The 21,610-nt window shown below is 70.3% G+C and carries 19 protein-coding genes; all 19 read left to right on the top strand.

The features are described from left to right. The first annotated feature begins 407 nt into the window (after window positions 1-407). Window positions 408-2,165, top strand: a complete 1,758-nt coding sequence (locus ACFVDP_RS06085) for a DUF5941 domain-containing protein (protein ID WP_383484380.1) — start codon at window positions 408-410, stop codon at window positions 2,163-2,165. Then, window positions 2,162-2,914: a sugar phosphate nucleotidyltransferase gene (locus ACFVDP_RS06080; protein WP_383483918.1), complete on the top strand. Its 753-nt coding sequence runs from the start codon at window positions 2,162-2,164 to the stop codon at window positions 2,912-2,914. Before ACFVDP_RS06085 ends, ACFVDP_RS06080 begins: the two co-directional genes overlap by 4 nt. Then, window positions 2,902-3,969, top strand: coding sequence for an iron-containing alcohol dehydrogenase family protein (locus ACFVDP_RS06075; RefSeq protein WP_383483915.1), 1,068 nt, complete (start codon window positions 2,902-2,904; stop codon window positions 3,967-3,969). The genes ACFVDP_RS06080 and ACFVDP_RS06075 overlap by 13 nt, the downstream gene beginning before the upstream one ends. Next, the gene (locus ACFVDP_RS06070; protein ID WP_383483912.1) at window positions 3,947-4,726 is read left to right on the top strand and encodes a CDP-alcohol phosphatidyltransferase family protein; all 780 of its coding nucleotides are present in this window, start codon (window positions 3,947-3,949) and stop codon (window positions 4,724-4,726) included. The genes ACFVDP_RS06075 and ACFVDP_RS06070 overlap by 23 nt, the downstream gene beginning before the upstream one ends. 44 nt (window positions 4,727-4,770) lie before the next feature. Continuing rightward, entirely contained in the window at window positions 4,771-5,616 is an 846-nt protein-coding gene (locus tag ACFVDP_RS06065; RefSeq protein WP_383484377.1) for a glycosyltransferase family 2 protein, read from the top strand. A 95-nt stretch (window positions 5,617-5,711) separates the two neighbouring features. Continuing rightward, window positions 5,712-6,653 (top strand): ABC transporter permease, encoded by a 942-nt coding sequence (locus ACFVDP_RS06060; RefSeq protein ID WP_383483910.1) that lies wholly within the window; start codon window positions 5,712-5,714, stop codon window positions 6,651-6,653. Beyond that, window positions 6,646-7,431: an ABC transporter ATP-binding protein gene (locus tag ACFVDP_RS06055; protein WP_383483906.1), complete on the top strand. Its 786-nt coding sequence runs from the start codon at window positions 6,646-6,648 to the stop codon at window positions 7,429-7,431. The genes ACFVDP_RS06060 and ACFVDP_RS06055 overlap by 8 nt, the downstream gene beginning before the upstream one ends. Before the next feature lie 430 nt (window positions 7,432-7,861). Further along, window positions 7,862-8,764 (top strand): squalene synthase HpnC, encoded by a 903-nt coding sequence (gene hpnC / locus ACFVDP_RS06050; protein WP_383483903.1) that lies wholly within the window; start codon window positions 7,862-7,864, stop codon window positions 8,762-8,764. Next, window positions 8,761-9,723: a presqualene diphosphate synthase HpnD gene (hpnD, locus tag ACFVDP_RS06045; protein ID WP_383483900.1), complete on the top strand. Its 963-nt coding sequence runs from the start codon at window positions 8,761-8,763 to the stop codon at window positions 9,721-9,723. Before hpnC ends, hpnD begins: the two co-directional genes overlap by 4 nt. A gap of 175 nt (window positions 9,724-9,898) precedes the next feature. Then, window positions 9,899-11,311, top strand: a complete 1,413-nt coding sequence (gene hpnE, locus ACFVDP_RS06040; RefSeq protein ID WP_383483897.1) for a hydroxysqualene dehydroxylase HpnE — start codon at window positions 9,899-9,901, stop codon at window positions 11,309-11,311. A 98-nt stretch (window positions 11,312-11,409) separates the two neighbouring features. Then, entirely contained in the window at window positions 11,410-12,477 is a 1,068-nt protein-coding gene (locus tag ACFVDP_RS06035) for a polyprenyl synthetase family protein (protein ID WP_383483894.1), read from the top strand. Between the two features lie 103 nt (window positions 12,478-12,580). Then, window positions 12,581-14,566: a squalene--hopene cyclase gene (gene shc / locus ACFVDP_RS06030; RefSeq protein ID WP_383483891.1), complete on the top strand. Its 1,986-nt coding sequence runs from the start codon at window positions 12,581-12,583 to the stop codon at window positions 14,564-14,566. Beyond that, window positions 14,566-15,243, top strand: coding sequence for a 1-hydroxy-2-methyl-2-butenyl 4-diphosphate reductase (locus ACFVDP_RS06025; RefSeq protein ID WP_383483888.1), 678 nt, complete (start codon window positions 14,566-14,568; stop codon window positions 15,241-15,243). Before shc ends, ACFVDP_RS06025 begins: the two co-directional genes overlap by 1 nt. 6 nt (window positions 15,244-15,249) lie before the next feature. Further along, the gene (gene hpnH / locus ACFVDP_RS06020; RefSeq protein ID WP_353945970.1) at window positions 15,250-16,272 is read left to right on the top strand and encodes an adenosyl-hopene transferase HpnH; all 1,023 of its coding nucleotides are present in this window, start codon (window positions 15,250-15,252) and stop codon (window positions 16,270-16,272) included. Window positions 16,273-16,279: 7 nt separating this feature from the next. Then, a complete protein-coding gene (gene ispG / locus ACFVDP_RS06015; protein ID WP_383483884.1) occupies window positions 16,280-17,446 on the top strand; it encodes a flavodoxin-dependent (E)-4-hydroxy-3-methylbut-2-enyl-diphosphate synthase in 1,167 nt (388 codons plus the stop codon). 39 nt (window positions 17,447-17,485) lie between these two features. Then, the gene (gene dxs, locus ACFVDP_RS06010; RefSeq protein ID WP_383483881.1) at window positions 17,486-19,375 is read left to right on the top strand and encodes a 1-deoxy-D-xylulose-5-phosphate synthase; all 1,890 of its coding nucleotides are present in this window, start codon (window positions 17,486-17,488) and stop codon (window positions 19,373-19,375) included. Continuing rightward, window positions 19,372-20,757, top strand: coding sequence for an aspartate aminotransferase family protein (locus tag ACFVDP_RS06005; RefSeq protein ID WP_383483878.1), 1,386 nt, complete (start codon window positions 19,372-19,374; stop codon window positions 20,755-20,757). The genes dxs and ACFVDP_RS06005 overlap by 4 nt, the downstream gene beginning before the upstream one ends. A gap of 96 nt (window positions 20,758-20,853) precedes the next feature. Continuing rightward, complete coding sequence (locus tag ACFVDP_RS06000; protein ID WP_383483875.1) at window positions 20,854-21,462, top strand: helix-turn-helix domain-containing protein; 609 nt, start codon at window positions 20,854-20,856, stop codon at window positions 21,460-21,462. Then, window positions 21,459-21,605 carry a DUF6126 family protein gene (locus tag ACFVDP_RS05995; protein ID WP_383483873.1) on the top strand — a complete coding sequence of 49 codons (147 nt, stop codon included), beginning with the start codon at window positions 21,459-21,461 and terminating at the stop codon, window positions 21,603-21,605. The genes ACFVDP_RS06000 and ACFVDP_RS05995 overlap by 4 nt, the downstream gene beginning before the upstream one ends. The last annotated feature ends 5 nt before the right edge of the window (window positions 21,606-21,610 follow it).

Here is a 21,610-nt window from a genome sequence, read left to right as displayed (position 1 = left end):
GGGTCTGGCACGCACGCTCGCGGCGTTGCCGAAACGTCCGCACGGCTCCGCTATGAGGACGCTCCGGCGCCTTGCGATCGCACACACCAGACCCCGCGAGGCCCGCCCTCCGGGCGAACGACGGAACTCTCGACACACGCCCTGAGCCGGTCACGCCCCGCCCCGGGTTTGTGGCCCGGGGCCTTGATCGACAATGATGACCGGGCGGTCTCGGCAACGCTGACCGCGTGGGACAGAGGCCGATCGGGCCGTAAACGGGCGGTGAACGTCTGCTTCAGATCATCCGATAGCCTCTGCCGACATGCCGCCCGGCCCAGCCCTTTTCGAACAGGGGTACAGGGGTGCAGGGCGCCCCCTTCCTGCATGAGCCCGGCGCGCTCGCGTCGGCACCCGAGGAGTGAGTTCGTCTGTCGACCGCCATCGTCACCGGTCAGCCGGTTCCCGGGTCGCCCCTGGAGGGCGATCTTCGGGCCCTCGGCTTCGACGTACGGCTCGCCCCGGACGCGGCGGACGCCCGAGCGGCGCTCGCGACCGTCCCCGGCGACCAGCGGGTCGCGGTCGTCGACGCGGGCTTCGTGGGCCATGTCCACGCCCTGCGCCTCGGCCTCACCGACCCCCGCTTCGCCGCCTCGGCCGTCCCCGGCGCCGTCACCGTGCAGCCCACGGCCCGACAGGCGCTGAACCGGGCCGTCGCGGAGAACGGCGTCGCACCCGACGCCGTCGCCAAGAGCCTGGAGGCGGCCGGCACCGATGTGCACCGCCCCGTCCTCGGTGAACTCGTCGCCGCCGTGCCGCACGACCCGCAGGCCCGCAACGAGGCCCGCCAGCGCGTCGCCGCCGTCGACGACGAGGCGATCCGGCTGCGCACCGCGGTCAAGGCGCGGGACGGGTTCTTCACCACGTACTGCATCAGCCCGTACTCCCGCTACATCGCGCGCTGGTGCGCACGCCGCGGCCTGACCCCGAACCAGGTCACCACCGCGTCGCTGCTCACCGCGCTCGTCGCGGCGGGCTGCGCGGCCACCGGCACCCGCCCCGGCTTCGTCGCGGCGGGCCTGCTGCTGCTCTTCTCCTTCGTCCTGGACTGCACCGACGGGCAGCTCGCCCGCTACTCGCTGCAGTACTCGACCCTCGGCGCCTGGCTGGACGCGACCTTCGACCGCGCCAAGGAGTACGCCTACTACGCGGGCCTCGCACTCGGCGCGGCGAACGCGACCGGCGACGACGTGTGGGCCCTGGCGCTCGGCGCGATGGTCCTCCAGACCTGCCGCCACGTCGTCGACTTCTCCTTCAACGAGGCGAACCACGACGCGGACGCCAACACGAGCCCCACCGCCGCCCTCTCCGACAAGCTCGACAGCGTCGGCTGGACGGTCTGGGTGCGCCGGATGATAGTGCTGCCGATCGGCGAACGCTGGGCACTCATCGCGATCTTCACCGCGCTGACCACCCCGCGCATCACCTTCTGGGTCCTCCTCGTGGGCTGCGCGCTCGCCGCCTGCTACACCACCGCGGGCCGCGTCCTGCGCTCGCTGACCCGCAAGGCGCGGCGCACCGACCGAGCCGCCGCGGCCCTCGCCGAGCTGGCCGACTCCGGCCCGCTCGCCCAGGCGATCGCCCGGGTCGGCAAGAGCGCCGCGGCCCCCGTCGTCGCCGCGCTCGGCGGCGCGGCCGTCGTCGCGGTCAGCGCCTTCACCGACTTCGGCAGCGCCTGGCCGGTGCTCGCCGCCGCCGTGTACTGCGTCACGTCCGGACTCGCCGTCGCCCGCCCCCTCAAGGGCGCCCTCGACTGGCTCGTTCCCCCGATCTTCCGGGCCTCCGAGTATCTGACCGTCCTGGTCCTCGCGGCCCGCGCGGACGTGAACGGAGCCTTGCCCGCGGCTTTCGGACTGGTGGCCGCGGTCGCCTACCATCACTACGACACGGTGTACCGCATCCGTGGTGACGCCGGAGCGCCCCCGCACTGGCTGGTGCGGGCGATCGGCGGGCACGAGGGACGCACGCTGGTGGTCACAGCGGTGGCCGCAACTCTCACGTCCACAGATTTCACCGTCGCGCTCACGGCCCTCGCCGTGCTCGTGGCACTCGTGGTGCTCGCAGAGAGCATCCGCTTCTGGGTCTCTGCTGGAGCACCCGCCGTACACGATGAAGGAGAACCCGCATGATCGGCCTCGTCCTGGCCGCCGGCGCCGGCAGCCGGCTTCGCCCCTACACCGAGACGCTTCCCAAGGCGCTCGTGCCCGTCGCGGGCGAGGGAACCGAGAACGAGCTCTCCGTCCTCGACCTCACCCTGAAGAACTTCGCGGAGATCGGCCTCACCGAGGTCGGCATCATCGTCGGCTACCGCAAGGAGGTCGTCTACGAGCGCAAGGCGGCCCTCGAGGCGAAGTACGGCCTGAAGCTGACGCTGATCGAGAACGACGTCGCCGAGAAGTGGAACAACGCCTACTCGCTGTGGTGCGGCCGTGACGCCATCAAGCACACGGTGATCCTCGCCAACGGCGACACCGTGCACCCGGTCTCCGTCGAGAAGACGCTGCTCGCCGCCCGCGGCGACGGCAAGAAGATCATTCTCGCCCTGGACACCGTGAAGAACCTCGGCGACGAGGAGATGAAGGTCGTCGCCGACCCCGAGGCGGGCGTCCAGAAGATCACGAAGCTGATGGACCCGTCCGAGGCCACCGGCGAGTACATCGGCGTCACCCTCATCGAGGGCGAGGCCGCCGACGAGCTGGCCGACGCCCTGAAGGCCACGTACGAGCGCGACCCGCAGCTGTACTACGAGGACGGCTACCAGGAGCTCGTGAACCGCGGCTTCAAGATCGACTTCGCGCCCATCGGCGACGTCAGCTGGGTCGAGATCGACAACCACGACGACCTCGCCAAGGCACGGGAGATCGCGTGCCAGTACTGACGAGGCTGATTCCCTCGCCGGTCGTCGTCGACATCCGGCCGGGGGCCCTCAACGACCTGGCCACGGTCCTCGCCGACCAGAGGATCTCGTCGTCGCAGGGGTGCCTGGCCATCGCGATCAGCGGTGGCTCCGGCGCCGCCCTGCGGGCCCGCCTCGAACCGTCGCTGCCCACGGCCGAATGGTTCGAGGTCGGCGGCGGCACGCTCGACGACGCCGTCAAGCTCGCCGACGACATCAAGAAGGCGGGCCGTTTCGACGCCATCGTCGGCCTCGGCGGCGGCAAGATCATCGACTGCGGCAAGTTCGCCGCGGCCCGGGTCGGTCTGCCGCTGGTCGCCGTCGCGACGAACCTGTCGCACGACGGCCTGTGCTCGCCGGTCGCGACCCTCGACAACGACGCGGGCCGCGGCAGCTACGGCGTGCCGAACCCGATCGCCGTCGTCATCGACCTCGACATCATCCGTGAGGCCCCGGTCCGCTTCGTGCGCTCCGGCATCGGCGACGCCGTGTCCAACATCTCCGCGATCGCGGACTGGGAGCTCGCCGCACGCGAGCGCGGCGAGGACATCGACGGGCTCGCGGCCGCCATGGCCCGCCAGGCCGGCGAGGCCGTCCTGCGCCACCCCGGCGGCGTCGGCGACGACGACTTCCTCCAGGTGCTCGCCGAGGGCCTGGTCCTCACCGGCATCGCCATGTCGGTCTCCGGCGACTCGCGGCCCGCCTCCGGCGCCTGCCACGAGATCAACCACGCCTTCGACCTCCTCTACCCCAAGCGCGCCGCCAGCCACGGCGAGCAGTGCGGTCTCGGCGCGGCCTTCGCGATGCACCTGCGCGGTGCCCGTGAGCAGTCCGCGTACATGACCGAGGTGCTGCGCCGTCACGGACTGCCCGTGCTGCCCGAGGAGATCGGCTTCACCGTGGACGAGTTCGTGAAGGTCGTGGAGTTCGCTCCGCAGACCCGTCCGGGCCGCTACACGATCCTCGAACACCTCAATCTGTCCACCGACCAGATCAGGGACGCCTACGCCGACTATGCAAAAGCCATCGGTAGCTGAGCTCCGCCCGGTCGTTCACCCCGCGGGTGTGAAGGACCGACGGAGCGGTGAGCACTGGGGCGGGCGGCTCTACATGCGCGAGATCTCGCTGCGTGTCGACCGCCACCTCGTGAACACCAAGGTCACTCCCAACCAGCTGACCTACCTGATGACGGTCTGTGGGGCCCTCGCGGCACCCGCGCTGCTCGTCCCGGGCATCTGGGGCGCCGTCCTCGGTGTCGTGGCGGTCCAGCTGTACCTGCTGCTCGACTGCGTCGACGGCGAGATCGCGCGCTGGCGCAAGCAGTACTCGCTGGCGGGCGTCTGGATGGACCGCGTCGGCGCGTACGTCACCGACGCCGCCGTCCTGGTCGGCTTCGGCCTGCGCGCCGCCGATCTGTGGGGCTCGGGCCGGATCGACTGGCTCTGGGCCTTCCTCGGCACGCTCGCCGCGCTCGGCGCCATCATGATCAAGGCCGAGACGGACCTGGTCGCCGTGGCCCGCGCGCAGAACGGCAAGGAGCAGGTCAAGGAGTCCGCCTCCGAGATCAAAGCGTCCGGCATGGCGCTGGCCCGCAAGGCCGCGTCCGCGCTCAAGTTCCACCGTCTGATCCTCGGCATCGAGGCGTCGCTGCTCATCCTGGTCCTCGCGATCGTGGACCAGATCCGCGGCGACCTGTTCTTCACGCGACTGGGTGTGGCCGTCCTGGCGGGCATCGCGATCCTCCAGACCCTGCTCCACCTCGTGTCGATCCTCGCTTCGAGCAGGCTGAAGTGAGCACGCGGCCGCAGGCGCCCAAGGTCGGCGCGGTTGTCATCACCATGGGCAACCGTCCGGCCGAGCTGCGCGCACTCCTCGACTCGGTCGCCAAGCAGGACGGCGACCCGGTCGAGGTGGTCGTGGTCGGCAACGGCTCCCCGGTCCCGGAGGTCCCCGAGGGCGTACGGACCGTGGAGCTGCCCGAGAACCTGGGCATCCCCGGCGGCCGCAACGTCGGGATCGAGGCGTTCGGCCCCTCCGGCAGTGACGTCGACATCCTGATGTTCCTGGACGACGACGGCCTGCTGCCGCTCACCGACACGGCCGAGAAGTGCCGCGAGGCCTTCGCCGCCGACCCGAAGCTCGGCATCGTGAGCTTCCGCATCGCGGACCCCGACACCGGTGTCACCCAGCGCCGGCACGTCCCGCGGCTGCGGGCCGCGGACCCGATGCGCTCCTCACGCGTGACGACCTTCCTGGGCGGCGCCAACGCGTGCCGCACGCAGGTCATCGCCGAGGTCGGCGGGCTGCCGGGCGAGTTCTTCTACGCCCACGAGGAGACCGACCTCGCCTGGCGTGCCCTCGACGCCGGCTGGCTGATCGACTACCGCGCCGACATGGTGCTGCACCACCCGACGACGGCCCCGTCCCGGCACGCGGTCTACCACCGCATGGTGGCCCGCAACCGGGTCTGGCTCGCCCGACGCAATCTGCCCGCGCCCCTGATCCCGGTCTACCTGGGCGTCTGGCTGCTCCTCACCCTGGCCCGCCGTCCTTCGGGCCCCGCCCTCAAGGCCTGGTTCGGCGGGTTCAAGGAGGGCTGGACCAGCCCCTGCGGCCCGCGGCGCCCCATGAAGTGGCGCACCGTGTGGCGGCTGACCCGACTGGGCCGACCTCCCGTGATCTGACAAGCTCTGTTCTGAGAGCATGCGGGGCGAAACCTGTCCTCTGCTTGTGCCGATGCCCGACCAGGCTGCGCTTTTGTAGACGAAAGTTCCCTTCTGTGAGTGAGACAACGCATGACGGCGGAGTCGCGGTGAGCGCGTCCCCGTCGCCCGACGACGGGCTCTCCCCTGCCGAGCTCGCCGCCAAGTACGGCTTGTCCGTCAGCGGTGCCCGTCCCGGTCTGAGCGAGTACCTACGCCAGCTGTGGGGCCGACGGCACTTCATCATCGCCTTCTCCCAGGCGAAGCTGACCGCCCAGTACAGCCAGGCCAAACTCGGCCAGGTCTGGCAGGTGGCGACCCCGCTGCTGAACGCGGCGGTCTACTTCTTCATCTTCGGCCTGCTGCTGGGCGGAAGGAAGGGCATCCCGCACGACATCTACGTGCCCTTCCTGGTGACGGGCGTCTTCGTCTTCACGTTCACCCAGAGCTCGGTCATGGCGGGCGTACGAGCCATCTCCGGCAACCTGGGCCTCGTCAGGGCGCTGCACTTCCCGCGGGCCTCGCTGCCGATCTCGTTCGCGCTCCAGCAGCTCCAGCAGCTGCTGTTCTCGATGATCGTGCTGGTCGTCGTCACGCTCGGCTTCGGCGTCATGCCGGCGCTCTCCTGGCTCCTGGTGGTCCCCGCCCTGGTGCTCCAGTTCGGCTTCAACATGGGCCTCGCGCTGATCTTCGCCCGCGCGGGCAGCAAGACGCCCGACCTGGCGCAGCTGATGCCCTTCGTGATGCGCACCTGGATGTACGCCTCGGGCGTCATGTTCAGCATCCCCGCGATGCTCAAGGACAAGAACGCGCCGAGCTGGCTCTCCGACGTCCTCCAGTGGAACCCGGCCTCCATCTACATGGACCTGATCCGTTACGCGTTCCTGCGCAGCGACGGGTACGGCCACAAGTACCTGCCGCCGCACGTGTGGGCCTTCGCCGCGGGCTGGGCCGTCCTCTTCGCGGGCGTGGGCTTCATCTACTTCTGGAAGGCAGAGGAGCGGTACGGCCGTGGCTGATCTCGACAAGACCGCCGATGCCCGGATCCCCACGGTCATCGCCGACGAACTGCACATCGTCTACCGCGTCAACGGCGCGAAGACGGGCAAGGGCAGTGCCACCTCCGCGCTGAGCCGGATACTCAAGCGCGGCGAGGAGCGCGGAGTGCGCAAGGTGCACGCGGTGCGCGGCGTCTCCTTCACCTCCTACCGCGGCGAGGCGATCGGCCTCATCGGTTCGAACGGCTCCGGCAAGTCGACGCTGCTGCGCGCCATCGCGGGCCTGCTGCCCGCCGAGAAGGGCAAGGTCTACACCGACGGCCAGCCCTCCCTGCTCGGTGTGAACGCGGCTCTGATGAACGACCTGACCGGCGAGCGCAACGTCATCCTCGGCGGCCTCGCGATGGGCATGTCGCGCGAGGAGATCCGGTCGCGCTACCAGGACATCGTCGACTTCTCGGGCATCAACGAGAAGGGCGACTTCATCACCCTGCCGATGCGGACGTATTCGTCCGGCATGGCGGCGCGACTGCGCTTCTCCATCGCGGCGGCCAAGGACCACGACGTCCTCATGATCGACGAGGCGCTGGCCACGGGCGACCGAAAGTTCCAGAAGCGTTCCGAGGCGCGCATCCGTGAGCTGCGCAAGGAGGCCGGCACGGTCTTCCTGGTCAGCCACAACAACAAGTCCATCCGCGACACCTGCGACCGCGTCCTGTGGCTGGAGCGCGGGGAACTGCGTATGGACGGTCCGACAGCCGAGGTACTCAAGGAGTACGAGAAGTTCACGGGCAAGTAACCCGCGAACCCGCCTCCGGCGTCTTAAGGCCCCACCGGCTCATGGCGGTGGGGCCTTCCGGGTTTCCTCCCCGGATGTCTGTACTCCGCACCTAAATCCCCGATCATGGTCAAGGAGAGGTCAACTTCCTTGCCGCCAGGGAATCTTGGCGCCAATCGGTGTGTTGTTGTGATGTGCAGAACACCCCGACGTGGCGGCCGTCGTTGTACAACGTAAGCTGTACCGGTGCCGAATCGCGGCAAGTGGGGCCATAATGCACGCTCTCCCGGCTCGTCGGGGGGTGGGGTGACCGCGCGGACTGCCGGGCGGCGTGTCCGAAATGGGATGTATTGGGTCCGCAGTGTAGAACGGGAGATGTGACGGCAATGGCTACGGAAACTCTCCAGGTCCACGAGGCTTTCGCCGTCGTTCCGGAAGCGGACCGCACCCGGTGAGCGCATCCTCTCGTGTGCGCCCGGACTCCACGACGGACGCCACCCTCGACAAGGCCGCCGACGAGAACTTCCCGGTGGCCCCGGCCTTCCTGCCGCGCGCCTGGCGCGACGACCTGATGGCCGTGTACGGATACGCGCGCCTGGTCGACGACATCGGCGACGGAGACCTCGCCCCCGGCGGCGCCGACGCCCGCCGGCTCGGTGTTTCACCCGAACAGGCGGACGACCGGCTGGTGATGCTGGACGCCCTGGAAGCAGACCTGCACCGCGTCTTCGACGGCACGCCGCAGCACCCGCTGCTGGCCGCCCTGCAGCCCACCGTGCGCCGCCGCTCCCTGCCCCCCGAGCCGTTCCTCGGCCTGCTCCAGGCCAACCGTCAGGACCAGCTCGTCACGCGCTACGAGACCTACGACGACCTGCTCGCCTACTGCGAGCTGTCCGCCAACCCCGTGGGCCGGCTCGTCCTCGCCATCACCGGCACCTCGACTCCCGAGCGGATCCGCCGCTCGGACGCGGTCTGCACCGGACTGCAGATCGTCGAACACCTCCAGGACGTGGCCGAGGATCTCGGCCGCGACCGCATCTACCTGCCTGCCGAGGACATGAAAAAGTTCCACGTCCAAGAGGCGCATCTCGCCGCACCGACCGCGGGCGCATCGGTGCGCGCGCTGGTCGCGTACGAAGCGGATCGCGCCCTGCGGCTCTTGAATGAAGGCACCCCCCTCGTGGGTAGCGTCCACGGCAGGCTGAAGCTGCTGCTGGCCGGTTTCGTGGCAGGGGGGAAGGCGGCGGTCCACGCGATCACCGCCGAGAAGTACGACGTCCTACCTGGACCACCGAAGCCCACCAAGCTCCGGCTGCTGCGCGAGGTGGGAGCGACTCTGCGAGGAGAGGGGTGAGCAAGGCCGTGGAGTCTGACCAGCACGTGTCGGCACCGGTGCTCGCCGCATACAGCTACTGCGAGACCGTGACCGGCCAACAGGCGCGCAACTTCGCCTACGGCATCCGCCTGCTGCCGACCGCGAAGCGACGGGCCATGTCGGCCGTGTACGCGTTCTCGCGTCGCGTCGACGACATCGGCGACGGCACGCTGCCGCCGGACGTCAAGGCCGAGCGGCTCGACGAGACCCGGGCGCTGCTCGCCCGGGTGCAGTCGGGCAAGGTCGAGGAGGACGACACCGACCCGGTGGCCGTCGCCCTCGCGCACGCCGCCGACCGGTTCCCGATCCCGCTCGGCGGGCTCGACGAACTCATCGACGGCGTCCTGATGGACCTGCGCGGCGAGACGTACGAGACCTGGGACGACCTGAAGGTGTACTGCCGGTGCGTCGCCGGCGCCATCGGACGGGTCTCCCTCGGCGTGTTCGGCACCGAGCCAGGAGCCCGGGGCGCCGAGCGCGCGGCGGAGTACGCCGACACGCTCGGGCTCGCGCTCCAGCTGACCAACATCCTGCGCGACGTCCGCGAGGACGCCGCCGACGGGCGCACCTATCTGCCCGCCGACGACCTCGCCAAGTTCGGCTGCTCGGCCGGATTCGACTCGGCGGTGCCGCCCGCGGGCTCGGACTTCGCCGGGCTCGTGCACTTCGAGGTGCGGCGTGCCCGCGCCCTGTTCGCCGAGGGATACCAACTGCTGCCCCTGCTCGACCGGCGCTCCGGGGCCTGTGTCGCCGCCATGGCCGGCATCTACCGGCGCCTGCTCGACCGCATCGAGCGCGAGCCGGAGGCCGTGCTGCGCGGCCGCGTCTCGCTGCCCGGGCACGAGAAGGCCTACGTCGCCGTGCGCGGCCTGTCCGGGCTCGATGCCCGGACCGTCTCCCGCGCGTCGTCCCGCACCGCTCTCAGGAGGCGCGTCTGATGGGCATGCTGGGGCGCGGTGTTCTCGACGGCACGGCGATCGCGAAGCGGCGGGCAACCCTCCGAGGCGACGCGGCGTCCCTGCATGCAACGGCCGGACGTGGGTTCGTCACATCCGTCGAAACCCGCCGCACGCTGGCCGTACGCACCATCAGAAGCACCGAGGGGGAGGGCGCATGAGCAGCCACGCAGAGGCGTCGTCCGACGAACCGCGACAGCCCGTCGCGGTGGTCGTCGGCGGCGGGCTCGCGGGGATCACGGCCGCGCTCGCCCTCGCCGACGGCGGCATGGACGTCACGCTCCTGGAGGGCCGCCCCCGGCTCGGCGGGCTCGCCTTCTCCTTCAAGCGCGGCGACCTCACCGTCGACAACGGCCAGCACGTGTACCTGCGCTGCTGCACCGCCTACCGCTGGTTCCTGGACCGCATCGACGCCACGGACCTCGCACCGCTGCAGGATCGTCTCGACGTGCCCGTTCTCGACGCCGACCGCAATCAGCTCGGACGGCTGCGGCGGAACGCGCTGCCCGTACCGCTGCATCTGGCCAAGAGCCTGGCCACGTACCCGCATCTGTCGCTGACCGAGCGGGCCAACGTCGGACGGGCCGCGCTCGCCCTCAAGGGCCTCGATCTGAAGGATCCGGCGCTCGACGAGCGGGACTTCGGCTCCTGGCTCGCCGAGCACGGCCAGTCGGAGAGGGCCATCGAGGCGCTGTGGGACCTGGTCGGGGTCGCGACCCTGAACGCGGTGGCGGGCGAGTGCTCGCTCGCGCTGGCCGCCATGGTGTTCAAGACCGGGCTGCTGTCCGATCCCGGCGCCGCCGACATCGGCTGGGCCCGGGTGCCCCTCGGCGAGCTCCACGACACTTTGGCCCGCAAGGCGCTCGACTCAGCGGGCGTGACCACCGGACTCCGTACACGCGTCACCTCCATCTCCCGTACGGAGAACGGACGTTGGGCGGTGGAGGTTCCCGAGGGACCCGACACTTCCGGCCAGATCCTCACCGCCGACACCGTGGTGCTCGCCGTGCCGCAGCGCGAGACGTACGACCTGCTGCCGGACGGCGCGCTCGACGACCCGGAGCGGCTGCTCGGCATCGGCACCGCGCCGATCCTGAACCTGCACGTGGTGTACGACCGCAAGGTGCTCAAACGTCCCTTCTTCACCGCGCTCGGCTCGCCGGTGCAGTGGGTCTTCGACCGCACCGAGGCGTCCGGACTGACCGAGGGCCAGTACCTGGCCGTGTCCCAGTCCGCGGCCCAGGACGACATCGACCAGCCCGTCGCCGCACTGCGCGAGCGCTACCTGCCCGAACTGGAGAGGCTGCTGCCCGCCGCGCGGGGCGCGCGCGTCCTCGACTTCTTCGTGACCCGGGAGCGCACGGCCACCTTCGCGCCCACGCCCGGAACGGGCGCCCTGCGGCCCGCCGCGCGCACCCGTGCACCCGGCCTCTACTTGGCCGGTGCATGGACCTCCACCGGATGGCCCGCGACGATGGAAAGCGCAGTTCGCAGCGGGGTCGGCGCCGCGGACGCGGCCCTCGCCGCACAGGGTCGCCCCCGTGGCCATCTGTTCCGGGAGGCGGCGTGAGCCTTGAACTTCCTTCGGTAGAAGCGCCGGACACGGCGGGAACATCAACAACGGCTGGAACGCCGACCCCGGCTGTCACGCCAGAACAAGGAGAGACTGTGCCACCTGTGCCCTCGGCCGAAGAGGCTGCCGACGCGGTGGACGTGACCGCGCTTCTCGAGCGCGGCCGAACCCTGGCCACGCCAGTGCTGAAGAAGGCCGTGGACCGGCTCGCGCCGCCCATGGACACCGTCGCCGCCTATCACTTCGGCTGGATCGACGCCGCGGGCAACCCCGCCGACGGCGACGGCGGCAAGGCCGTGCGCCCCGCGCTCGCCGTGCTCTCCGCGCAGGCCGCGGGCGCCGCCCCCGAGGTCGGCGTCCCCGGTGCCGTCGCGGTCGAGCTGGTGCACAACTTCTCGCTGCTGCACGACGACCTGATGGACGGCGACGAGCAGCGCCGCCACCGCGACACGGTGTGGAAGGTGCACGGCCCCGCGCAGGCCATCCTGGTCGGCGACGCCCTCTTCGCCCTCGCCAACGAGGTGCTCCTGGAGATCGCCTCCGTCGACGCGGGCCGCGCCACCCGCCGCCTCACCACCGCGTCCCGCGCCCTCATCGACGGCCAGGCGCAGGACATCGCCTACGAGCACCGCGAGCGCGTCAGCGTCGAGGAGTGCCTGGAGATGGAGGGCAACAAGACCGGCGCCCTGCTCGCCTGCGCCTCCTCCATCGGCGCGGTGCTCGGCGGCGCCGACGACGTCACCGCCGACGCCCTGGAGAAGTACGGCTACCACCTGGGCCTGGCCTTCCAGGCAGTCGACGACCTGCTCGGCATCTGGGGCGACCCCGATTCGACGGGCAAGCAGACCTGGAGCGACCTGCGCCAGCGCAAGAAGTCGCTGCCGGTCGTCGCCGCGCTCGCCGCGGGCGGCCCGGCCTCCGAGCGGCTCGGCGAACTCCTCGCCGCGGACGCCAAGAACAATGACTTCGACAACTTCTCCGAGGCGGAGTTCGCCGCTCGCGCCGCCCTCATCGAAGAGGCCGGCGGGCGCGAGTGGACCGCCGACGAGGCCCGGCGCCAGCACAAGATCGCCCTCGAAGCCCTGGACACCGTCCAGATGCCAGCCACGGTGCGCGCCCAGTTCGCGGCGCTCGCCGACTTCGTCGTCGTACGAAAGAGATGATCACTATCGGCCGCATATGACTCGCAGTCGCCGGCCGGTGTCCCGCCAGGGCATCGGCCGACGGTTACCCAGCAGAGATGAGCCACTGCACGAAGGGATAGCCATGACAGCGACGACCGACGGAAGCACCGGAGCGGCAGCTCCCGCAGCATCCTCGGCCACCACTGCCCCACCGTCCGACACGACTCCCGAGGCGGCCGGGACGCTCCACGCCGCCACCCGGGCCATACAGCGCGCCACGGACTTCCTGCTCGCCCGGCAGGACGCCCAGGGGTGGTGGAAGGGTGACCTCGACACCAACGTGACGATGGACGCCGAGGACCTGCTGCTGAGGCAGTTCCTGGGCATCCGCGACCAGGCCACCACCGACGCCTCCGCCCTCTTCATCCGCGGCGAACAGCGCGACGACGGCACCTGGGCGACCTTCTACGGCGGACCCGGCGAGCTCTCCACCACCATCGAGGCGTACGTCGCACTGCGCCTCGCCGGTGACGCTCCCGACGATCCGCACATGGCGAAGGCCTCCGCGTGGGTCCGCGAGCGCGGCGGCATCGCCGCGAGCCGCGTCTTCACCCGGATCTGGCTGGCCCTGTTCGGCTGGTGGAAGTGGGACGACCTCCCCGAACTCCCGCCCGAGCTCATCTTCTTCCCGAAGTGGATGCCGCTCAACATCTACGACTTCGGGTGCTGGGCACGGCAGACCATCGTGCCCCTCACCATCGTGTCCGCGAAGCGCCCGGTGCGTCCCGCGCCCTTCGCACTGGACGAGCTGCACACCGACGCCCGCGATCCGAACCCGGCCAAGCCCCTTGCCCCGGTGGCGAGTTGGGACGGCGCGTTCCAGCGGCTCGACAAGATCATGCACGGCTACCAGAAGGTGGCCTGGAAGCGGCTGCGCAAGGCCGCCGTCAACTCGGCCGGGCGCTGGATCATCGAACGGCAGGAGAACGACGGCTGCTGGGGCGGCATCCAGCCGCCCGCGGTCTACTCCGTCATCGCGCTGCACCTGCTGGGCTACGACCTCGACCACCCCGTCCTGAAGGCCGGTCTCGCCTCCCTCGACCGGTTCGCGGTGTGGCGCGAGGACGGCGCCCGGATGATCGAGGCCTGCCAGTCGCCCGTGTGGGACACCTGTCTGGCCACCATCGCGCTCGCCGACGCCGGTCTGCCCGGCGACCATCCGGCGCTCGTCCGGGCCGCCACCTGGATGCTCGACGAAGAGATCGACCGGCCCGGCGACTGGTCGGTGCGCAAGCCCGCGCTGGATCCAGGCGGCTGGGCGTTCGAGTTCCACAACGACAACTACCCCGACATCGACGACACCGCGGAGGTCGTCCTCGCGCTGCGCCGCGTCCGGCACCCCGACACGGCGCGCATCGAGCAGGCCATCGAGCGCGGAGTGCGCTGGAACCTCGGAATGCAGTCGAAGAACGGGGCGTGGGGCGCCTTCGACGTCGACAACACCAGCCCGTTCCCCAACCGGCTGCCGTTCTGCGACTTCGGCGAGGTCATCGACCCGCCGTCCGCCGACGTCACCGGCCATGTCGTCGAGATGCTCGCGATCGAGGGCAAGTCGCACGACCCGCGCACCCGCCGCGGCATCGAGTGGCTGCTCGCCGAACAGGAGGACAACGGCGCCTGGTTCGGCCGCTGGGGCGTCAACTACGTCTACGGCACCGGGTCGGTGGTACCCGCGCTGACCGCCGCCGGGATGCCCGCCGCGCACCCCGCGATCCGGCGCGCGGTCGGCTGGCTGGAGTCGGTCCAGAACGAGGACGGCGGCTGGGGCGAGGACCTTCGCTCGTACCGCTACGAGGACTGGAAGGGACACGGCGTCTCCACCGCCTCGCAGACCGCCTGGGCGCTGATGGCGCTCCTCTCGGCCGACGAGCGGGACTCCAAGGCCGTCGAGCGGGGGATCACCTTCCTCGCCGACACCCAGACCGAGGACGGCACCTGGGAGGAGCCGTACTTCACCGGGACCGGCTTCCCCTGGGACTTCTCGATCAACTACCACCTGTACCGGCAGGTCTTCCCGCTGACCGCGCTCGGCCGGTACGTCCACGGCGAGCCGTTCAAGGACGCCTGATGGGCGACCACCCGGTGGCCGTGCGCCCACCGGACACCGCGGCGCTGCTCGTCGCCTGCGCGCTGGGCATCGAGCACGTCGCCCTGCGCACCGGCAGCCGGGCCGGGGCGAGCGCCCCCGTGACCGTGCTGCGTACGGGCATGGGCCCCAGGGCCGCCGAACGCGCCGTGGAACGCGCTCTCGGCGACGGGGCGCTGCGCGAGGCCGCGGTGATCGCCACCGGGTTCTGCGCCGGGCTCGCGCCCGGTATGCACCCCGGCGATCTCGTCGTGGCCCAGGAGACCCGCGACACGCACGGCAGCACGCCGTGCGTGAGTACGGAACTGCTGGTGAAGGAGCTGGTGAAGGCCGTGCCCGGACGGACCGTGCACACCGGGCCGCTCATCGGTTCCGATCACGTCGTACGCGGCCACGAGCGCGGTGACCTGCTCGCCACCGGCGCGATCGCCGTCGACATGGAGTCGGCGGCCACGCTGCGTACGGCTGTTTCCCTGCAAGGCGTCGACCGGGCCGGAGGCCGTCCGGTTGCGGCCGTCCGGGTGGTCGTCGACGCCCCCGAACACGAACTCGTCAGGATCGGCACGGTCCGCGGTGGACTATCTGCTTTCCGCGTCCTTCGTGCCGTCCTTCCCGCTTTTTTCGAATGGCACCGTTCTTTGCTGCTCCCTCGGAGGTGAGCCCAGATGGCCATGCCGCTGCGTCAGTCCATCAAGGTTGCGACATATCTCGCTGAACAGAAGATCCGCAAGCGGGACAAGTTCCCGCTGATTGTCGAACTGGAGCCGCTCTACGCCTGCAATCTGAAGTGCGAGGGGTGCGGCAAGATCCAGCACCCGGCCGGGGTGCTCAAGCAGCGCATGCCCGTCGCGCAGGCCGTCGGCGCCGTGCTGGAGTCCGGTGCGCCGATGGTGTCCATCGCCGGCGGCGAGCCGCTGATGCACCCTCAGATCGATGAGATCGTCCGGCAGTTGGTGGCCCGGAAGAAGTACGTCTTCCTGTGCACCAACGCACTGCTGATGCGCAAGAAGATGGACAAGTTCAAGCCGTCGCCGTTCTTCGCCTTCACGGTGCACATCGACGGGATGCGCGAGCGTCACGACGAGTCCGTCGCCAAGGAAGGCGTCTTCGACGAGGCGGTCGAGGCGATCAAGGAGGCCAAGCGGCGCGGCTTCCGGGTCACCACGAACTCGACCTTCTTCAACACGGACACCCCGCAGAACATCATCGAGGTGATGAACTACCTCAACGACGACCTCAAGGTCGACGAGATGATGATCTCGCCCGCCTACGCCTACGAGAAGGCGCCCGACCAGGAGCACTTCCTCGGCGTCACCCAGACCCGCGAGCTGTTCAAGAAGGCATTCGCGGGCGGCAACCGGCGACGCTGGCGGCTCAACCACTCGCCGCTCTTCCTGGACTTCCTGGAGGGCAAGGTCGACTTCCCGTGCACGGCGTGGGCGATCCCGAACTACTCGCTCTTCGGCTGGCAGAAGCCCTGCTACCTGATGAGCGACGGGTACGTGCCGTCGTACCGGCAGCTGATCGAGGACACCGACTGGGAGGCGTACGGGCGGGGCAAGGACCCGCGCTGCGCCAACTGCATGGCGCACTGCGGCTACGAGCCGACGGCGGTGCTCGCCACCATGGGGTCGCTGAAGGAGTCCATCCGCGCCATGTCCGAGACCGTCGCCGGGAATCGTGGGTGAGCGTGGCATGAACTCCGGAGAGCCTGTCTCACTGGGCCTCCCCGAGGTACCGGTCCGACCCATCGCCGAGCGGCGCACCAGCCGCCGGATCATGGTCGGACCGGTGGCGGTGGGAGGCGGCGCGCCGGTGTCCGTGCAGTCGATGACGACGACACGGACGTCCGACATCGGGGCCACGCTGCAGCAGATCGCGGAACTGACCGCGTCCGGCTGTCAGATCGTGCGGGTGGCGTGCCCCACGCAGGACGACGCCGACGCGCTCGCGACCATCGCGCGCAAGTCGCAGATCCCTGTCATCGCGGACATCCACTTCCAGCCCAAGTACGTGTTCGCCGCGATCGACGCCGGGTGTGCGGCGGTCCGGGTGAACCCGGGCAACATCAAGAAGTTCGACGACCAGGTCAAGCAGATCGCGCGGGCCGCGTCCGACGCGGGCACGCCGATCAGGATCGGGGTCAACGCCGGTTCGCTCGACCGGCGGCTTCTCGAGAAGTACGGGAAGGCGACCCCGGAGGCGCTCGTGGAGTCGGCGCTGTGGGAGGCGTCGCTCTTCGAGGAGCACGGGTTCCGCGACATCAAGATCTCCGTCAAGCACAACGACCCCGTGGTGATGGTCAACGCGTACCGGCAGCTCGCCGCCGCCTGCGACTATCCGCTGCACCTCGGGGTGACGGAGGCGGGCCCGGCCTTCCAGGGCACCATCAAGTCCGCCGTCGCCTTCGGCGCGCTGCTCGCCGAGGGCATCGGCGACACCATCCGGGTCTCGCTGTCCGCGCCGCCCGCCGAGGAGTGCAAGGTCGGCATCCAGATCCTGGAGTCGCTCGGGCTTCGGCAGCGGCGCCTGGAGATCGTCTCGTGTCCGTCCTGCGGGCGGGCGCAGGTGGACGTGTACAAGCTCGCCGACGAGGTGAGCGCCGGGCTCGACGGCATGGAGGTGCCGCTGCGGGTGGCCGTCATGGGGTGCGTCGTGAACGGGCCGGGGGAGGCCCGCGAGGCCGATCTCGGCGTCGCGTCGGGCAACGGCAAGGGGCAGATCTTCGTCAAGGGCGAGGTCGTCAAGACCGTGCCCGAGTCGAAGATCGTGGAGACGCTCATCGAGGAGGCGCTGAAGATCGCCGAACAGATGGAGAGGGACGGCGCCGGGTCGGGCCTGCCCGACGTCACCGTGAGCTGAGTGCCGGTTTGTGAGTTCGACCAGGAAGGGGGCTCGAGAGTGACGATTCTGGAAACCATCCGGGGGCCGCGCGATCTGAAGGCGCTGAGCGAGGAGGAACTCGACGAACTGGCCGTGGAGATAAGGGAGTTCCTCATCCACGCGGTCGCCAGGACCGGCGGTCACCTCGGGCCCAACCTGGGCGTGGTGGAACTCACCGTCGCGCTCCACCGGGTCTTCGAGTCGCCCGCCGACCGGCTCGTCTGGGACACCGGTCACCAGAGCTATGTGCACAAGCTTCTGACCGGCCGCCAGGACTTCAGCAAGCTGCGCAGCAAGGGCGGCCTGTCCGGCTACCCCTCGCGCGAGGAGTCCGAGCACGACATCGTCGAGAACAGCCACGCCTCCACCTCCCTCGGCTGGGCGGACGGGCTCGCCAAGGCGCGGCAGGTGCAGGGGGAGCGCGGGCACGTCGTCGCCGTCATCGGTGACGGCGCGCTGACCGGCGGCATGGCCTGGGAGGCGCTGAACAACATCGCGGCGGCCAAGGACCGCCCGCTGATCATCGTGGTCAACGACAACGAGCGGTCCTACGCGCCGACCATCGGGGGCCTGGCCAACCATCTGGCGACGCTGCGCACGACCGACGGCTACGAGAAGGTGCTGGCCTGGGGCAAGGACGTGCTGCTGCGCACACCCGTCGTGGGACACACCGTCTACGAGTCGCTGCACGGCGCGAAGAAGGGCTTCAAGGACGCGTTCGCGCCGCAGGGCATGTTCGAGGACCTGGGCCTGAAGTACGTAGGACCCATCGACGGGCACGACATCGGGGCCATGGAGTCCGCGCTGCGCCGCGCCAAACGCTTCCACGGGCCGGTCCTCGTGCACTGCCTGACCGAGAAGGGCCGCGGCTACGAGCCCGCGCTCGCCGACGAGGCCGACCGCTTCCACACCGTCGGCGTGATGGACCCCCTCACCTGCGAACCGCTGGCCCCTGCCAACGGGCCGTCATGGACCTCGGTGTTCGGCGACGAGATCGCGGCGATCGGGCGGGAGCGGGAGGACGTCGTCGCCATCACCGCGGCCATGCTGCACCCGGTGGGCCTCACGAAGTTCGCCGAGCAGTTCCCCGACCGGGTGTGGGACGTCGGCATCGCCGAACAGCACGCCGCCGTGTCCGCCGCCGGCCTCGCCACCGGCGGTCTCCACCCCGTCGTCGCCGTGTACGCGACCTTCCTCAACCGGGCCTTCGACCAGCTCCTCATGGACGTCGCCCTGCACAAGAGCGGCGTCACCTTCGTGCTCGACCGGGCGGGAGTCACCGGAGTCGACGGCGCCTCGCACAACGGCATGTGGGACATGTCCGTGCTCCAGGTGGTGCCGGGGCTGCGGATCGCCGCGCCGCGCGACGCCGACCAGCTCCGCGCGCAACTGCGCGAGGCCGTCGCCGTGGACGACGCGCCGACCGTGCTGCGCTTCCCCAAGGAGTCCGTCGGCGCGCCGGTCCCGGCCGTCGACCGGGTGGGCGGCATCGACGTGCTCCACCGCTCGGACAACCCGCGCGTGCTGCTGGTGTCGGTCGGCGTGATGGCCCCCGTATGCCTGCAGACCGCCGAGCTGCTGGAGGCGCGCGGCATCAACTGCACCGTCGTCGACCCCCGTTGGGTCAAACCCGTCGATCCGGATCTCGCCCCGCTGGCCACCGGCTACGAGCTGGTCGCCGTCGTCGAGGACAACAGCAAGGCCGCCGGAGTCGGCTCGGCGGTCGCCCTCGCGCTCGGCGAGGCCGAAGTCGACGTGCCCGTACGGCGGTTCGGCATCCCCGAGCAGTTCCTCCCGCACGCCAAGCGCGGCGAAGTGCTGGCCGACATCGGTCTGACACCGGTGGAGATCGCCGGGCGGATCAGTACCTCCCTCAGTCTGAAGTCCGGCAAGGAGAAAGACGCATGAGCAAGGAGTTCGACCTCCAGACGCTGCTCGCCGAGCGCGGCGCCGAACGGTACGAGCTGCACGCCAAGTACCTCAACCACCAGCTGCCGAAGATGCTGCACACGATCGGCTTCGACAAGGTCTACGAGCGGGCCGAGGGCGCACACTTCTGGGACGCGGACGGCAACGACTACCTGGACATGCTCGCCGGGTTCGGCGTCATGGGCCTCGGCCGGCACCACCCCGTCGTCCGCAAGGCGCTGCACGACGTCCTCGACGCCTCCCTCGCCGACCTCACCCGGTTCGACTGCCAGCCGCTGCCGGGGCTGCTCGCCGAGAAGCTGCTCACCCACAGCCCGCATCTGGACCGGGTGTTCTTCGGCAACAGCGGTACGGAGGCGGTCGAGACGGCGCTGAAGTTCGCCCGGTACGCCACCGGGAAGCCGAGGGTGCTGTACTGCGCCCACGCCTTCCACGGGCTGACCACGGGCGCGCTGTCGGTCAACGGCGAGGACGGGTTCCGCGACGGATTCGCCCCGCTGCTGCCCGACACCGCGGTCCCGCTCGGCGACCTCGACGCCCTGGCGCGGGAGCTGAAGAAGGGGGACGTCGCCGCCCTCATCGTCGAGCCCATCCAGGGCAAGGGCGTGCACGAGGCGCCGCCCGGCTATCTGCGGGCCGCGCAGCAACTCCTCCACCAGCACAAGGCGTTGCTCATCGCCGACGAGGTGCAGACCGGCCTCGGCCGCACCGGCGACTTCTACGCGTACCAGAATGAAGAGGGTGTCGAGCCGGATCTGGTGTGCGTCGCCAAGGCGCTCTCCGGCGGGTACGTGCCCGTGGGCGCCACGCTCGGCAAGGACTGGATCTTCAAGAAGGTCTACTCGTCCATGGACCGGGTCCTCGTCCACTCGGCGAGCTTCGGCGCCAACGCGCAGGCCATGGCCGCGGGCCTCGCCGTGCTCAGCGTGATGGAGGACGAGCAGACCGTCGCGAGCGCCCGGGCCATGGGGGAGCTGCTGAAGGCGCGGCTCGCCGCGCTCATCGACCGCTACGAGCTGCTCAGTGACGTCCGCGGCCGCGGCCTGATGATCGGGATCGAGTTCGGCAGGCCCAAGTCGCTGAAGCTGCGCAGCCGCTGGACCATGTTGCAGGCCGCGCGCAAGGGCCTGTTCGCGCAGATGGTCGTGGTGCCGCTGCTGCAGAAGCACCGGATCCTCACCCAGGTCTCCGGGGACCACCTCGAAGTCATCAAGCTGATCCCGCCGCTCGTCCTCGACGAGGCGGACGTCGACCGGTTCGTCGAGGCGTTCACCGCCGTCATGGACGACGCGCACGGCGGCGGCGGGCTGATGTGGGACTTCGGGAAGACTCTGGTGAAGCAGGCGGTCGCCATCCGCTGACGGGGGTTCCCGGACCAGGCGACGGGGACTCCCGGACTGTTTGCCTCTGGGGCAATAAATTTGCCTCTCGGGCAGGGCTCTGGCTGAATCGACGGTATGAGCCCTGCCGTCCCCGAGGAGCCTCCGGAGCCCCCGGAGCTGCCTGCCGTCGCGCCCCAGCTGCGCGCTCTGCGCCGCCGCGCCTCCCTCACCCTGGAGGCCGCGGCCCGCACGGCCGGCCTGTCGCCGGCCCACCTCTCCCGGCTGGAGACCGGACAGCGCCAGCCTTCGCTGCCGATGCTGCTCGCACTCGCCCGCACCTACGGTACGACGGTCTCCGAACTGCTGGGCGAGGCCCCCGCCGATCGCGACTCCGTCGTGCGCGCCGGATCCATGGAGGCGACCGAGGCGGGCGGCTGGACCTATGTCCAGGCCGGCGCCTCCGGCCGCGGGATGCAGGCGCTGCGCGTGCGGGTCCCGTACGGCGCCCAGGGCGACATCGTGCGCGTCCACCCCGGCGAGGAATGGCTCTACGTGCTCGAAGGGCGGCTGCGGCTGCGCCTGGGGGACACCGCCCACCGGCTCGGGCCGGGCGACAGCGCCCACTTCGACTCGCTCACCCCGCACCGCATCGCGGCCGCGGACAGCGGCGGGGCCGAGCTGCTCTTCGTCCACACCCTGCTGCAGAGCCCGACCACCGCACTGTGCCTGGGAGGCATGTCATGAGCGACGCACAGCGGCCCGGTGGCCGCGACATCGAGGACAAGCTGCCGCGCGGTCTCTGGGTGCGGATCGTGATCTACGTATTCGTGGGACACGCCTTCGCCGCGTTCGTCTACCTGCTGTTCACGCTGGGCGGGAACCGCTGAGGCGA

This window comes from Streptomyces sp. NPDC057694, from assembly GCF_042799415.1.
Classification (GTDB): Bacteria; Actinomycetota; Actinomycetes; order Streptomycetales; family Streptomycetaceae; genus Streptomyces.
Note: the sequence above shows the minus strand (reverse complement) of the source record. Positions and strands in the feature narration are given on the sequence as shown.